10 protein-coding genes are annotated in these 14,517 nt (G+C 66.1%); 2 read left to right on the top strand and 8 right to left on the bottom strand.

Translation table 11 applies throughout. From position 1 onward, the window contains the following. Nucleotides 1–112: 112 nt before the first annotated feature. From pepN to AB0I53_RS18850, 8 genes are all read right to left on the bottom strand, one after another. The gene (gene pepN / locus AB0I53_RS18815; RefSeq protein ID WP_358604104.1) at nucleotides 113–2,707 is read right to left on the bottom strand and encodes an aminopeptidase N; all 2,595 of its coding nucleotides are present in this window, start codon (nucleotides 2,705–2,707) and stop codon (nucleotides 113–115) included. Nucleotides 2,708–2,710: 3 nt separating this feature from the next. Then, nucleotides 2,711–3,835: a pyrroloquinoline quinone biosynthesis protein PqqE gene (gene pqqE / locus AB0I53_RS18820; RefSeq protein WP_358604107.1), complete on the bottom strand. Its 1,125-nt coding sequence runs from the start codon at nucleotides 3,833–3,835 to the stop codon at nucleotides 2,711–2,713. After that, complete coding sequence (gene pqqD, locus AB0I53_RS18825; RefSeq protein ID WP_358604110.1) at nucleotides 3,832–4,110, bottom strand: pyrroloquinoline quinone biosynthesis peptide chaperone PqqD; 279 nt, start codon at nucleotides 4,108–4,110, stop codon at nucleotides 3,832–3,834. The genes pqqE and pqqD overlap by 4 nt, the downstream gene beginning before the upstream one ends. Further along, nucleotides 4,107–4,802, bottom strand: a complete 696-nt coding sequence (gene pqqC, locus AB0I53_RS18830) for a pyrroloquinoline-quinone synthase PqqC (RefSeq protein WP_358604113.1) — start codon at nucleotides 4,800–4,802, stop codon at nucleotides 4,107–4,109. Before pqqC ends, pqqD begins: the two co-directional genes overlap by 4 nt. Next, nucleotides 4,799–5,701: a pyrroloquinoline quinone biosynthesis protein PqqB gene (gene pqqB / locus AB0I53_RS18835; RefSeq protein WP_358500546.1), complete on the bottom strand. Its 903-nt coding sequence runs from the start codon at nucleotides 5,699–5,701 to the stop codon at nucleotides 4,799–4,801. The genes pqqC and pqqB overlap by 4 nt, the downstream gene beginning before the upstream one ends. A gap of 559 nt (nucleotides 5,702–6,260) precedes the next feature. After that, nucleotides 6,261–7,508, bottom strand: coding sequence for a LytTR family transcriptional regulator DNA-binding domain-containing protein (locus tag AB0I53_RS18840; RefSeq protein ID WP_358604116.1), 1,248 nt, complete (start codon nucleotides 7,506–7,508; stop codon nucleotides 6,261–6,263). A gap of 528 nt (nucleotides 7,509–8,036) precedes the next feature. Continuing rightward, on the bottom strand, nucleotides 8,037–8,858 hold the full coding sequence (locus AB0I53_RS18845; RefSeq protein ID WP_358604119.1) for an ABC transporter permease: 822 nt from the start codon (nucleotides 8,856–8,858) through the stop codon (nucleotides 8,037–8,039). Further along, entirely contained in the window at nucleotides 8,818–9,624 is an 807-nt protein-coding gene (locus AB0I53_RS18850; RefSeq protein WP_358604122.1) for an ATP-binding cassette domain-containing protein, read from the bottom strand. The genes AB0I53_RS18845 and AB0I53_RS18850 overlap by 41 nt, the downstream gene beginning before the upstream one ends. A gap of 807 nt (nucleotides 9,625–10,431) precedes the next feature. Here AB0I53_RS18850 and AB0I53_RS18855 point away from each other — a divergent pair. Further along, nucleotides 10,432–11,826 carry a LytTR family transcriptional regulator DNA-binding domain-containing protein gene (locus AB0I53_RS18855; protein ID WP_358604125.1) on the top strand — a complete coding sequence of 465 codons (1,395 nt, stop codon included), beginning with the start codon at nucleotides 10,432–10,434 and terminating at the stop codon, nucleotides 11,824–11,826. Nucleotides 11,827–11,938: 112 nt separating this feature from the next. After that, a complete protein-coding gene (katG, locus tag AB0I53_RS18860; protein WP_358604128.1) occupies nucleotides 11,939–14,203 on the top strand; it encodes a catalase/peroxidase HPI in 2,265 nt (754 codons plus the stop codon). Nucleotides 14,204–14,517: the final 314 nt, after the last annotated feature.

Here is a 14,517-nt window from a genome sequence, read left to right on the forward strand (position 1 = left end):
CCGTTGTGGCGGGACCGCCATCGTCCCTAACCACCCGATCCCTGCATCGCACGGTGCACCTTCGCGTGTCCTCTGTGGTGTTCAGTTGGCGCAGACTGAAAGAACCGCGCAGTCAACAGCCGCTCGTACGTTCCGCTGTCAAGGCCACGGAGCTTCCAACCTGCCTCGCTCTCTGCGCCGCGTCGCACGCCCGCGCTGCCCGCATCATGACCAGTTCCGTTCGCTCCTCCCTGAGGACCCTGAGCACATCTCCAGGGAGCCGCTTGTTCGCCAGCACGTCTTCCGTATCCGCCAGTACGCGTTGCTCGACGTGGGTGAAGCGGGGATAAAGCGCACGAGCGAACGCCAGCACGAACTCGGGCTCGGCAGCTCCGGCCATGCTCTCCAACGCACGCAAGTAGCGTTTCGCGTACGGAGTGAGCAACTCCTCCTGCCCCGGTTGTCGCAGCCCTGCCATGATGGCTTGCCGTTCCGCGAGCGAGTAATCGTCGGTGAACACCAGGGCCCACGCTTGCTCCTTGGCGGCGCGGGTCGGACGTGCGGCCTGTGCCATCAAGGCGTGCCGGCGACCGCTGTCTCCAGCGTCAGCGTCCATCGCGATGCCGAGAAGTCCGTCGATTTCGAAACCGGTCGACGCGAGGCGAAGCAATGCGCGCCAGCGCAGGTCTCGATCCATTACCAGTCCCGGCCAGGGAGACCGCCCGCACACCATTTCGCTCAGCAGGCTGTGGTCGTCGGCCTGGACGACCCCTACGAGGGTGCGGGCCAGTACCACCTGGCGGTCGCTACCCTGGGCGGCGCCGGCCAAGTGATCACGCACTCGGCGTGCCAGGACTTCGAGCATCCGGCTGGTGCTGGATGGATCCCCGTAGACCCGCGTCGCCTGCACAGCTCGCTCCAAGAGCGCTTCCAGGACGCCGACATCGCTCTCCACCACTCCATGCGTGAGAACGGCCGATGCGAAACTCCGAGCGGGCAACCGCGCGTCGAGGACGTCGTCCCACAATGCTCCCCAGACGACTGCCTGTGCTCTCCGATCGTCCAGTGCGGACAGACTGCGCAAGGCTGTTTGCCGAGACCGGGGGTCCAGCCTGACTTTGACGTGGCTCACCGCATCGTCGTTGGGCACCAGCAGGTCCGGGCTTCGGCTGCCGAACGCGTCCAGTTTTCCTTCGGAGCTACGCGGACTGAGCGGCACGTGCGCCCGTTGCCGCAGCACCAGGCCGGCATCGCAGTCGTCGAACGCGCCGACCCGCAGGTGCAAGTGGCGTGGCCGCACCTCGGGATCGGGAAGCTGAACCACCCAATCGCCCTTCGGAAGGCGAGACACCTCGACCGTGTTCACCCCACGGCGCAAAAGCCACTCGTCCACCCAGCGATCCACATCCGCGTCCGACACGCGCCGAAGCGCCGCCACGAAATCATCGAGGCTGGCATTTCCCCACGCGTGCGTCCGCAGGTATGTCCGTACGCCCGAGACGAAGGAGTCCCAGCCCATGCGCACCGCGAGCTCGTGGAGTACGGCCGCCCCTCTCCGGTAGACGATCGGCCCGAAGTTCGTCCGCGCGGCATCGGTATCGGCGGTCTCGACCCGGATCGCGTGGCTGGTCGGCAACTGGTCGGCATGTCGAGCCACCGGCAGGTTGTGGTGCGCGAACGCCGTCCAACCTTCCCCGTACCGCGTCACTTCGGGCTGTGCGACGACCGCCATCATCGTCGCGAAGCTCTCGTTCAGCCACAGATCGTCCCACCAGCGCATCGTCACGTAGTCGCCGAACCACATGTGCGCCATCTCGTGCAACAGCAGCTCGGCTCGTCGTCGCCGCTGATCCTCGGTGACCCGATGCCGGAACACGAACCGCTCGTTGAGCGTCACGCAGCCCGGGTGCTCCATTCCGCCGAATGCGTACTCGGGCGCGAAGACGTGGTCGTACTTGGTGAACGGGTACGGAAGGTCGAACAGCTGGCTGTAGAAGTCGAGGCCGCGGCTGATCACGTCGAACAACTCGTGCGCATCGTCGGTGAGGTCTTCGAGGACCGACTTCCGCGCGTACAGCGCCAGCGGCACTCCGCGGTGGCTGGAACGCAGCCGGCGGAACGGGCCGGCGGCGAAGGCCACCAGGTACGGCGGCAGCGGTGGCGTGCTCCGGAAGCGCCAAGTCGAGTGCTTGCCGCCCGCAGGCGCCGGCTCCTCGCCAGGATCGGTGTTGGCGACCACCACCCACTGATCGTCAGCCGTGACGGTCAAATCGACCGTTGCCTTCAGGTCCGGCTGATCGAAGCAGGCGAACACCTTGTGCGCCGCGAAGGGCTCGAACTTGGTGTGCAGGTAGACCTGTCCGTCGAGGGGGTCGCGAAAACGGTGAAGCCCCTCCCCCGTGCGCGAGTACGAACCGGAACCGGCCACTCGGACCGTGTTCTCACCTGATCTCACGTCCAGCCGGACACGCGTCCCGTCCTGCGCGCGGGGCCCCAGCTCACGACCATTGCACTCGATCGACTCCACCTTCCCAGCGAAGTCGAGAAAGACGTTCGCACCCCCGGAACGGGCCTGGAAGCGGACCACGGTGGTCGTCGCGAACTCCTGCTCACCTGTGGTCAAGTCGAGGTCGACCGCGTAGCGGACGTCGCTGACCTCAGCCGAGCGCACTGCCGCCTCGTCCTGCGTCAGGTTGCTCCTGCACGCGGCACGGACTTCGAACGACATCGGTCATCGCCTCCTCGCCGACGCGGGTGGACGACGGTAAACCAGGTTCGCCCGGGCCATTTCGCCGTCGGCTGCGGCATCGTCCTGATTGGCACGAACGAGCGCGTCCTGCACCAAGTGGTGGTCGGGCGAGTGGACGCAAACCGGGTCGGTGCGTCCCGGATCGCCGGTCAAGGCGAAGGCCTGGCACCGGCATCCACCGAAATCCGTCTCCTTGCGAGGACAGCTGCGGCACGGATCGGGCATCCACTCCGTGCCCCGGAAAGCCTGGAACGCAGCGGACTTCGACCAGATCCACGCCATGTCGTGGTCGTGAACCGACGGGAAATCCATCGTGGTCATGTCCGCGGCCACCGGACACGGATACACCATGCCGTCCGGGGCGACGGTCAGGGCGGTCTGCGCCCATCCGCCCATGCACGGCTTCGGATAGGGCTCGTAGTAGTCCGGGAGGATCCAGAGGAGTTCCATGCGCTCCGCCAACTCGGCCTTCCGGCGTTCGTACACGCCTACGGCCTCCTCCAACTGGGCCTTGCTGGGGAGCAGCAGATCGCGGTTGCGAAGAGCCCAGCCGTAGTACTGGGTGTTGGCGAGCTCCAGCCGTTCGGCGCCCCACGACGCACAGACATCGATGATCGCGTCCAGGCGATGCAGGTTGAGACGATGCAGGACCACGTTCATGTTCAACGGCAGCCCCGCCTCGCGGATGATGTGCGCGGCGTCCTGCTTCTTGTCGAACCGCTTGCTCGCTGCGACCAGATCCGTCGACTCGGCCGCGTCGCCCTGAATGCTCAGCTGGGCGCTGTTGAGCCCTGCCGACACGAGCGATCTCGCACGGCTCTCCGTGAGCCCCAGGCCGCTGGTGATCAGGTTGGTGTACAGATCACAACGGCGCGCCTCGGCGACGAGCGTCTCCAGATCACCGCGGACTAGGGGTTCACCGCCAGAGAAATGCACCTGAACCACACCGAGCCCGGCTGCCTCGCGTATCACCCGCAGCCAGTCGTCGGTGCCGAGCTCGTCCTGACGATCGAGCAGTGCCAACGGGTTCGAGCAGTAGACGCAGTGCAACGGACACTGGTGAGTGAGCTCGGCCAGCAGGCCGTACGGCTGCGGTACACCGTTCATGCGATCACCACCCAACCCCGTCCGTGCGCATCCTGGAGGAACTCCACGACGTCGTTCGCGAGACCGGTGGTCTCGAAATCGTGCTCCAACTGGGCCACCACCTGCCGCACGGTGCGGCTTCCGTCGCACAATCGCAAAATCGCCGCCCCGGACGCGTTCAGGCGCACGACCCTCTCCGGCAACAGGAGCAACTCGGCGTCCCGTACGCTGTCGTGCTTGAGCATCGCCTTGGTCACCAGCCGAGGCGTGCCCGTCAGATCAGGTTCGTCCATCATGAGCTCTTGCTGTAGGCGAGTTGCACGGCGTCCAGCAGGCTCCAGAGGACATCGCACTTGAACTCCAGCGCCCGTACGCACGCGTCCTGCTGCTCCCTGGACTTCGCGTGGTTGATCACCAGGTCGAGCAGATGCTCGATGTCCTTGGGCTGCTGGGTGAGCCGGGACCGGAAGTACTCCAGGCCTTCCGCGGCGATCCACGGGTAGTGCTGCTGGAGGTCGGCGATCCTCCGGCTGAGCAGACCGGGGGCGAACAACTCGGTCATGGCCGACGCCACGGCCTCCAGCCACGGCTTCCGGCGGCAGAAATCCACGTAGGCGTCCACGGCGAACCGCACTCCGGGTAGCACCGTGCCGCTGTCGAACAGCTCTTGGCGGGTCAAGCCGACGGCTTCACCGAGGCGGACCCACTTCTCGATCCCGCCTTCGTCCCCCATGCGGCCGTCGTGATCGATGATGCGCTGAATCCACTGGCGCCGATCGTGCCGACTGGGGAGCTTGGTCAGGATGAACGCGTCCTTCACCGGCAGGTTCACCTGGTAGTAGAAGCGGTTTCGCACCCATCCGCGGAACTCCTCCTCGGTGAGCACGCCCGCGTGCATCCGCTCGTTGAACGGGTGCAAGTGGTGGTAACGCTGCTCTCCGATCGACCGCAGTCGCGCTTCGAACTCCTCGGCAGACCAAGCTTTCACAACTCCACCTCCAGGCCGGCCCGGCCCACCTCGATGCCCAAGCCCGCCAACCAACGCCGCTCCTCGGAGCCTTCGTCGAGGATGGGGTTGGTGTTGTTGATGTGCGTGTAGATCTTGCGCTTCGCGGGAAGCGCGGCAAGAGCGAGGGCAGAACCATCCTCGCCGCTGACGGGCATGTGCCCCATGGAGCGTCCGGAACGACTTCCCGCACCCCGGCAGGACATTTCGTCGTCCGTCCAGAACGTGCCGTCCAAGAAGACGCAATCGGCCGACGCCACCTGCTCGGCGAACTTCTCGTCCCACCGGGGCAGAGTCGGCGCGTACACCGCGGTCCCGCCGGTCACCTTGTCCTGCAAGCGGAAGCCCACCTCCCACTCCTTCGACTCGCGATGAAGCTGCGAGCGCCCCATGTAGCGGGGCGCCTTGCTTCCGGTTAGGAAGGCGGTCACGCGCAACCGGTCGTCCAGGTCCAGAGGTTTGCCGATTTCGACCAGGGACCACGAAAGGTCGGCGTAGTCGCTCAGCAATTCCCGGACGGGAAACCGCAGAGCGAGTGCCTCCAGCACGGGGTACGTCCCGTACACCGTCAGCGACGATTCCTCACGCAACATCAGCAGGCCGATGGTGTGGTCGAACTCCGCGTCCGTCAGCAGCACGCCGGCAACCGGTGTCGTCCGGATTCCCGGCCCCGGATGCAGACAGCGATCCATCGCTATCTGATGATGTACATCCGGAGTCGCGTTCAGCAGGAACCACCGCTCGCCGTCTCCGGAGACCGCAAGACCCGCGTGCATCGACCCGAGTTCCGGATTGCTACGAGCCTTGCGGCACCCGGCACAAGCGCAGTTCCACTGCGGATAACCGCCGCCTGCCGCAACTCCCAGACAATGAAGAAGCACAGCGCGAAATCAATCCATCAACGCCGGTACAGGTATCCGCTGGCTTCAGCGCACACCTCGATCACCGCATATTCGGGCGTTTCCCAGATCATGGCGTCCTCCCTCGGATTCGACCGCTGACGGCGGTCGGACGACGACAGGTACCGTCACCTGTCGAGGTTCCGGCCCGGGCGAGCATCGTGTGTCATCACCCGGAACTCGGTATTGCCTCTCAAAGCTTCTTCGATATCGCGGGCTCTGACAACCGATCATGAACCACCGGTACCGGATCACTGACGAACGGTTGCCGTGCCGCCACGAACGGACCGCCGCGGCACCGCCGGCTCACGGCGTGCGACAGGCACCCCGGCATGCTTTTGCGACCAGGGAATATCCGGTAAAAGCGACAACGCGTCGTGCGGCGCAGCGTCGACGAGCAGGCTCGCCTCAGGTGCCATCGACGCCCCGGGCGTTTCCCGGCACGCGGTTCGGACCAAGCAACGCGGCCCGCGTTGCCCGCGAACAATCTGAGCAGCAGGCACAAGGCACGTGGGCGGAATCCGCCCACGTGCGGACAGCCTCACACGCCGAGCAAGCGGCGGATCTCCGGCGCGTGGCGCCGTGAAACGGGAACGCGCTCACGGCAACGAAGGTCCGTGATCAGAATCAGCTCACCCTTGATTCCCCGTTCCACCTCGACCACACGGCGAAGGTTGGTCAGGAAGCGACGATGTACTCGGTGAAACCCGTGGGGTGCCAGGGATTCCTCGACGTTGTCCAGGCCACGGGTGGCAGCCTGGATCCTTCCCCGGTCCGTACTCAACCAAACGATGTTCCGGTCGGCCTGGGCATAGCGGATCTCCGACGGGGCGAGCAGAACCAGCCGTTCGTCACGAATCCCGATCACGCGCGGCGGCAGGGAAACAGACGCCGCGTCCAGATGCTTCTCGTAAGGTTCACCCTCTTGCAGCCCGAATCCGCAGAACATGCCCACTATGTGGTTGGAGACGACGACAGGCCGCATGGTCACCGGAATGGCATCCTCCCCTGGGCACACCGACAGACGCGCATAGCCGCTCCACTGTGGACGTTGCAGGGCCCGGCCCATCGCCCACCGCACGACATCGAGAAGTTCCGGAATATCCGGCTTCCAGCGCTTCGCCGGTTCGGCCGCGCCCGTGGCAATGGGGTTGTCGTCTGCCAGCTTGAGCAACGAAATAGCCGCGCAGTTCGCAGCGATCACATGCGCACCACGGTCCACAGCCATGAGCGGGCCACTCATCTGGGCGGACTCGTGCTCGAACCCGGCGACCACACTCTTGGCCTCCGTGATGGCGCGGCGATGGATCTCTTCTTCGACGCTCGCGGCGGCGTTCCTCAGCCACGTCGGCACATGCTCGGAAAGCGGCGCCTTCCACCGTGAGATGTTGATCGACGCGACCGGCGAACCGGTTACCACGTCGCGTATGGAAATCCCCGCACAGGCCCACTGCTGGAAGCCTTCGCACCAGTGCTCCGGTCCGGTCACGGTGATCGGGCCCGGCAGTTCGAACGACGTCCCCATCCCGTTCGTGCCCGTGCACTGCTCCGACCACGCCGACCACGGCGCGAGGTTGCTCAAATCAGCCCGTTTCCGCGCGGTGGGGTCGCCCCAGGACCCGAGAATGCGCCCGGTGCCGTCCGTTACGGCTACGACACCGCCGTCCAGCTCCACGTCCCGGCCCGCCAACGCCCCGAGACCGCCGAGCTGGGTGAAGATCACGTCGTGGTCGAGCCGATGGTCGTTGTCTTCGGGCGCCCCGGGCGCGATGTGCAGCGTGGGGTCCACTTCGTACTGATCCCGACATCGGTACCACGAAGCCAGGATCTCCGGGCGGACCCCTTGCACGATATCTTCGCCTGCGGCGAAGCTCTCCCACGCACGAGCGGTCTTCCTCGCGGTGGCCGTGGCTACCAGGGAGTCGCCCCCCACGTGGCCATGGCCGCCGGACCCGCTCGATGCGATCTCTAACGGTGGGACTCTCCCCGCCATCACGACCTCCTTGTCATTCGCGAGGGACGGATCTCGGGGACTCACGGATGGTGACAGCGGTCACAATGTAGCTTTCGAAAAGCTGCAGTTCAAGACCTGCTTCCACCTGCGGCCGACCCGGCTTCGCCGGCCGCGACCGATCTGCTCCTTGTCGCCGAAAATGACCGTGGCAACATACCCGATCCGGCGATCACCGATGAACAGGAAATTATCGCGAATAGACCTCCGGGAATCGCAAAATATTGACGGGGCATGACATGCGGCGACGCGGCACACCGGCCTCGGCCGGGCGCGAGAATCCGTCGACGAACCCGCGGGCGCCGATCAGCGGACCAGCCTTCCCAGCAGAGCGGATGCGACCCCGGTCATGGACACTGCGGCCGCCACCAGCACTCCGACATCGAGCCACAGATCCGCAGGCGTGCCGATGAGCAGACCGCGCAAAGCGTCCACCTCGTAGCCCAGCGGGTTGACGCAGTTGACCACCTTCAGCCAGTGCGGCATCAGATCGACCGGGTACAGCGCACTGGAACCGAAGAACAGCGGCATCGTGATCGCCTGCCCGATGCCCAGCAAGCGATCCCGGGACAGCACCAACCCCGCGATGGTGATGGACAAGCAGCAGAAGAACACCGATCCGAGCACCACCACCGCGCACATCCCGAGCAACTTCAACGGATTCGCCGTGATCCCGACACCCAGCAGCACGGCGAGGATGAGCACCGCGAGGGCTTGCACCAGGGCGCGCACGCCGGCCGCGAACGCCTTGCCGCTGACGATCGCGACCCGCGGCGTCGGCGTGACGAGCAGTTTGGCGAGGATCCCGGCATCCCGCTCCCAAATGATCTGAATACCGAAGAAGATCGCGATGAACAGGGCCGACTGGGCGAGGATGCCCGGCGCGAGGTAGTCCAGGTACCGCACACCTCCTGTCGGAATCACCGGAATCCGGCTGAGCGTCGTACCGAAGACCACCAGCCACAGCGCCGGCTGAACCGCCCGGGTGACGAGTTCGGTCCGGTCGTGCCGCAGCTTCTGCAGCTCCACCAGGCACATCGTCGTGATCCGCGACCACATCAGGCGCACCGGCCCGCGCCGCACCTGATCAACCGACACGACGTGCGACCCGTCGAACGGCGCGGACATGACGCATCCCCTCCCCCGCATCATTGGCAAGTCCGTCACCGGTCACCGCGCGGAACGCGTCCTCCAACGTCGCCTCGGGCCCCACTGCGGCGCGGAGCTCCGGTGGGGCCCCCACGCTGCGGATTCGACCGTGGTGCATGAACGCCACCCGGTCGCACTGCCGGTCGGCCTCCTCCATGTAGTGCGTGGTGATCAGGACCGTCATCCCGGTCGCGGCTCGTACCCGCTCGATGTGTTCCCACACCCCTGCCCGCGCGATGGGGTCGAGCCCGACCGTCGGCTCGTCGAGCACGAGCAGACGTGGCGCGCTGACCAGCGCTTGCGCCAGCTCAAGGCGTCGGATCATGCCGCCGGAATACGTGCTCGCGGTTCGCCCGGCGACCTCCTCCAGACCGACCGATCGCAACGCCGCCTCCACCGCGGACCGCCGCTGCGCCCTGGGCACGTCGAAGAGCCTCGCGAACAACGCGACGTTCTCCCGGCCGCTGAGCGCTGAATCCGCAGAAAGCTGCTGCGGCACGTAGCCGATCAACCTGCGGGCAGCGAGCTTGTGCCGGTTCACGTCCACGCCGAAAACCTCGATCGCGCCCGTCGGCACCGGGAGCAGAGTCGAGATCATCCGAATCGTGGTCGTTTTCCCGGCTCCGTTGGGACCGAGCAGCCCGAAGACGCTGCCGGCCTCGATGCGCAGATCAACGCCGTCGACGGCGACGGTCTCCCCGAAGCAGTAGCGCAGTCCGTGGCAATGCACCGCGAGTTCGCTCATCATCACTTCTCCCGTCGCCTTGCTCGGGCGCCTCGGTAGCTCGGATTCACCACGGCGGTCAGACGGCCTGTCTCCGGCAGCGAGGCGAGGACGGAACCGGTCGTTTCAAATGCCATGAGCGGCGTGCTGTGGGCTCCCATTCGCCGAATCGCGACGCACAACCCGCCATTCGCCGGAAAACGCCGGGCACCCGGACCGGAGCTTGCGGAAGATCCGCAACCTCAGCCAAGGCCGTGACAACACGCCCCGGACTTCTGGACCACCACACTCGCCCGGAGATCGACGCTCTGACGTTAACCGCGCCGTTCCCGACATCACAAGCCTTGCAGCACTATTCGAGCTTCGCGGCGGAGTCTGCGCCGGCCCGGCTGTTGCCGGATGTCGGCACCGTGACGGTGCTGCCCGGTCCACGATCGCCGGCACACGCGTGTTACCCGTTGATGAATAGGTGGCTACCGGTGGTTGTCGGGTTGCTGCCGCTCGTGGGTCGTTCGCCCGCACTCGTCCCACAGTGGTTGCCGTCGAATCGAGGAACAGCTTAGCTTTCGACTCCACGTCATGAAAACCAAAGCGCGGAAGCCGTCGATTCCCCGTTTGATTCTACCGAGGACGCGTGGAACGACCACAAGTCACGCGACGGACCGCGAAGTTCCGACAGCCGCGACGCACGGCTCATGCCGGATACGCCACTGGTCGGTGCGCGAAGCCCAACCGGCGGCTCGGTCCGGTCCAGCAAGCGGCATCAGCGGTCGCCGACGGGGACGGCTCATGCCGTTCGGGTTGGTGACAGACCAAAGGCGATCTTACATGGCAGATGTGCACCAGCTCGACCCCATCTCCCGTAGCCCGGGCAAGGCCACGGTGTACGGGGCATGGGAACGATTCGTGAAGGGCGAGGACGATATCCGCGGCTTGCGGCCCGAGGTGGCGATCTCGTGGCACCGGTGCCGGGACCAGTACCGGGTCGACCCGTACCTGACCGAAGCCCCGGTGGCCGTCGCGGAGGTCGACCACGCGCTCGAACATGACGTCGTGTTCGCCGAACTCGGTTTCCGTGCTGCCTCGGTGGCTCACGAGGTAAGCAACCTCGGCGGCGTCGTGACCATCACCGACGCCACCGGTCGGGTCCTGGCCCAATGGGGAGACCAGGCCACGCGCTCCCGCGCCACCAAAGCCAACCTGGCGGCGTGGTTCTGCTGGTCCGAGTGCGCTACCGGAACGAACGGCATGGGCACGGCACTCGAAGCACACGCACCGGTGATAATCCGGGGTGCGGAGCACTGGTGCCAAGCCTTCCACGACTGGACCTGCGCGGGTGTGGCCGTCCGGGATGTGGTGACCGGGGAACCGATCGCGGCGCTCAACATCTCGTGCTGGCGCGGCGACCTTCCCGCGTCCGCGGCCGCCTGGCTGGGCAACACTGCGACCAAAACCCAGCACATATTGAGACAACGCGCCCAGGATAGCGGCGCCGAGCTGGTCGCCGCCTACAACCACGCCAGGTCGCGCTCGAGCGCGGCGCTCGCCGCGGTGGATCCTGCGGGCAGGGTGGTGATCGCCGACGACACGGCAAGCGTGCTCCTCGGCGTCCCGGGCTCCACACCGGCACCCGACCCCGCGGCGCGCTGGAACCCGAGTCTGCCGGGATTCATCTGGGCGGCTCGGTACGCCTCTAAGCAGGCCACCCACAATCCCGACTGGGTCGGCTCGACGCAGATCTTCACCCATCTCGCCGACGAGCCGACCCCGATCAGTATCCGGCCCGTCTTCCTGTCCGGGCAGCTGGTCGGAAACCTGATCTCATTCGGAGTTTCCGAAGGAGAGCAGTTACCTCGGGCGGAAGGGGCCAGGCGCCCTGGGGCGCGGCCGCACCGGATCGTCGCGATGCGCGACAACCGGATGGTGCTGCTGCGGCTGCCGGAGGTCTCGTTCGCCGAATCGAAGGGCAACGACGTGTGGCTGTCCACTGATCAGGGGCGGTTGCGAGCCGCCTCGGCCGGCCTCGACAAGCTCGAAAGCGAGCTGACCGATGCCGGTTTCCTGCGGGTACACCGCGGATATGTGGTCAACCTCAGCCGGATTCGGGAGGTCGAGCGTCGATTCAGAGGCGAATTGTTCCTGGTGATGGATGACCAGGCGAGCCCGATGGTGCCGGTTTCGCGGCGGAACGCTCCAGCCGTCCGCCGGGCGCTGGACATCTGAGGAGCCTTGAAGGACCAGGAAGGAGCTTCCACGCCGGAGAACCCTGACGTCGTCGCTATCTACAAGACGTACGACCAGGATCTCAGGCTCGGTAACGCCTAGGAGGACATCAATGCCCGAGAATCCCGATACCCACGTCTACCGCACCTACGACAAGGTTCTGAGCGAGACACGGCCGGCTCGGCGGCGGAATCATTCGACGGCGGGCGGCAATGCCAACGATTGGTGGCCGCACCGGGTCGACTTGAAGGCATTGCGTCGGCACCGACCCGCACACGACCCGCTGGGTGCGGACTTCGACTACGCCGAGCAATTCAAGACTCTGGATCTCGACGAAATGGCGCGTGACGTCGACGAGGTGCTGACGATCTCGCAGGACTGGTGGCCCGCCGACTTCGGTCACTACGGTCCCCTTGTGCTGCGCATGGCCTGGCATGCTGCGGGTGCCTACCGCGTCAGCGACGGCCGAGGCGGTGCAGGTGCCGGGATGCAACGCTTCGCCCCGTTGAACAGCTGGCCGGACAACCGCAACCTGGACAAGGCGCGTCGGTTGCTGTGGCCGGTCAAGAAGAAATACGGGCGCAGGATCTCCTGGGCGGACCTGATGGTCTTCGCAGGCAACCGGGCACTGGAGTCGATGGGCTTCAAGACTTTCGGGTTCGGCGGCGGCCGTGCCGAGGTGTGGGAGCCCGACGAGACGTACTGGGGTCCGGAACGCAAGTTGTTGGCCGACGACCGGTACAGCGGTCTGCACGAACTCGACGAGCCGCTGGCGGCCGCCGCGATGGGGCTGATTTACGTCGATCCGCAGGGCCCGGCCACCAATCCCGACCCGGTGCTCGCGGCCCGCGACATCCGGCAGACCTTCAAGCGGATGGGGATGAGCGACGAGGAAACGGTGGCGCTCATCGCGGGCGGACACACCTTCGGCAAGACGCACGGCCCGGCGGACCCGAATGTGACCGGCGGCCCCGAGCCCGAGGCAGCGCCGCTCACCGCGCAGGGTCTGGGCTGGCTCGGCGGGTACGGCAGCGGCAGCGGGCCGGACACGGTCACCAGCGGGCTGGAAGGGATGTGGACGCGCACGCCCGTCGAGTGGGACCACACCTTCTTCGAAACGCTGTACGAGTACAAATGGGACGTCGAGCTCAGCCCGGCGGGCCTTTGGCAGTGGATCCCGAGCGACGGCCAGGGCGAGGGCACCGTGCCGGACCCCTTCGACCCGGACACGAAACACCATCCGGTCATGCTCACCACCGACCTGTCGTTGCAGGAGGACCCGGGCTACGACGCGATCTCGCGGCGGTTCCTGGAGCACCCGGACCAGTTCGAGGACGCGTTCGCGCGGGCCTGGTTCAAGCTGACGCACATCGACATGGGCCCGATCCAGCGCTACCTGGGGCCGCTCGTCCCGGAGGAACGGCTGATCTGGCAGGACCCGGTGCCGGAGCTGGACCACGGACTTGTGGGCACCGACGACGTCGCCGGCCTCAAGCGCGAGATCCTCGGCTCGGGCCTGACGGTCGCGCAGCTCGTCTCCACGGCGTGGGCGTCGGCTTCGACGTACCGGGACAGCGACAAGCGCGGTGGGGCGAACGGGGCGCGGATCCGGCTCGAACCGCAGCGCAGCTGGTCGGTCAACGAACCCGAGCAGCTAGCGGTCGTCCTGTCCGCGCTGGGGGCGATCCAGGAGCGATTCAACGCCTCGCAACAAGGGAACAAGCGGATCTCGATGGCCGACTTGATCGTGCTCGGAGGGTGTGCTGCGGTGGAACACGCCGCCGCGGCCGGTGGCCACGAAATCGACGTTCCGTTCCGCCCCGGGCGCACGGACGCGACCCAGGAATGGACCGACGTCGAGTCGTTCGACAGGTTGAAGCCCACGGCGGACGGCTTCCGGAACTACCTGGGAAACGGCTTTTGGATGCCGCCGGAGCATCTGCTGGTCGACCGGGCGAACCTGCTGACCTTGAGCGCGCCTGAGATGACCGTGCTGATCGGCGGGCTGCGGGTGCTCGGAGCCAACCACAGACGTTCCTCGGTGGGTGCGTTGACCTCGGCGCCAGGGTCGTTGACGAACGACTTCTTCGCCAACCTGCTGGACATGGGGACAGAGTGGGCGCCGAGGCAGGATGGGGACATCTGGACGGCGATCTACGAGGGCCGCGACCGGGGAACCGGCGAGGTGAAGTGGACCGCAAGCCGGGTCGACCTCCTCTTCGGTTCCAACTCCGAACTCAGGGCGCTCTCGGAGGTCTACGCGAGCGACGACGCGGACGGGAAGTTCGTCCGGGACTTCGTCTCCGCGTGGGTGAAGGTCATGGAACTCGACCGTTTCGACCTGCGCTGCGGATACTCCAGTTGGTGCGCCCAATGATCAGGAGGTGCTCGGCCGGCGGTGATGACCGTTTTGGGCAAGCCGCGTCTAAAACCGTGCTCGAGCCGGTCTTCGACGCGGTTTTTTGTTGTGCAGATTCCGGGTAGGCGGACCCTTGCCGATAGGACGGCCGGCTCAGCCTCCCCAGGCGCAGGACCGCACGAACGGTATCTCCTGCCGGGGGAATGGTGGCGTCGAGCCGGTCGGTGGCAACGGATATCGAAATGACTTGCCCGGGCGTAGAGTCCAAAACCGGTTACAGGCTCAGCGGTGAAATATGAGAGTAATCAACACTGGTAATTTTTCCGCAACGT

This window comes from Saccharopolyspora sp. NPDC050389, from assembly GCF_040655595.1.
In the GTDB taxonomy this organism is placed as follows: domain Bacteria; phylum Actinomycetota; class Actinomycetes; order Mycobacteriales; family Pseudonocardiaceae; genus Saccharopolyspora.

Coding starts and splice junctions, on each gene's coding strand:
- katG (WP_358604128.1), top strand. CDS start 11,939: ATGCCCGAGAATCCCGATACCCACGTCTACCGCACCTACGACAAGGTT.
- pqqD (WP_358604110.1), bottom strand. CDS start 4,110: ATGATGGACGAACCTGATCTGACGGGCACGCCTCGGCTGGTGACCAAG.
- AB0I53_RS18855 (WP_358604125.1), top strand. CDS start 10,432: ATGGCAGATGTGCACCAGCTCGACCCCATCTCCCGTAGCCCGGGCAAG.
- AB0I53_RS18845 (WP_358604119.1), bottom strand. CDS start 8,858: ATGTCCGCGCCGTTCGACGGGTCGCACGTCGTGTCGGTTGATCAGGTG.
- pepN (WP_358604104.1), bottom strand. CDS start 2,707: ATGTCGTTCGAAGTCCGTGCCGCGTGCAGGAGCAACCTGACGCAGGAC.
- AB0I53_RS18850 (WP_358604122.1), bottom strand. CDS start 9,624: ATGAGCGAACTCGCGGTGCATTGCCACGGACTGCGCTACTGCTTCGGG.
- pqqE (WP_358604107.1), bottom strand. CDS start 3,835: ATGAACGGTGTACCGCAGCCGTACGGCCTGCTGGCCGAGCTCACTCAC.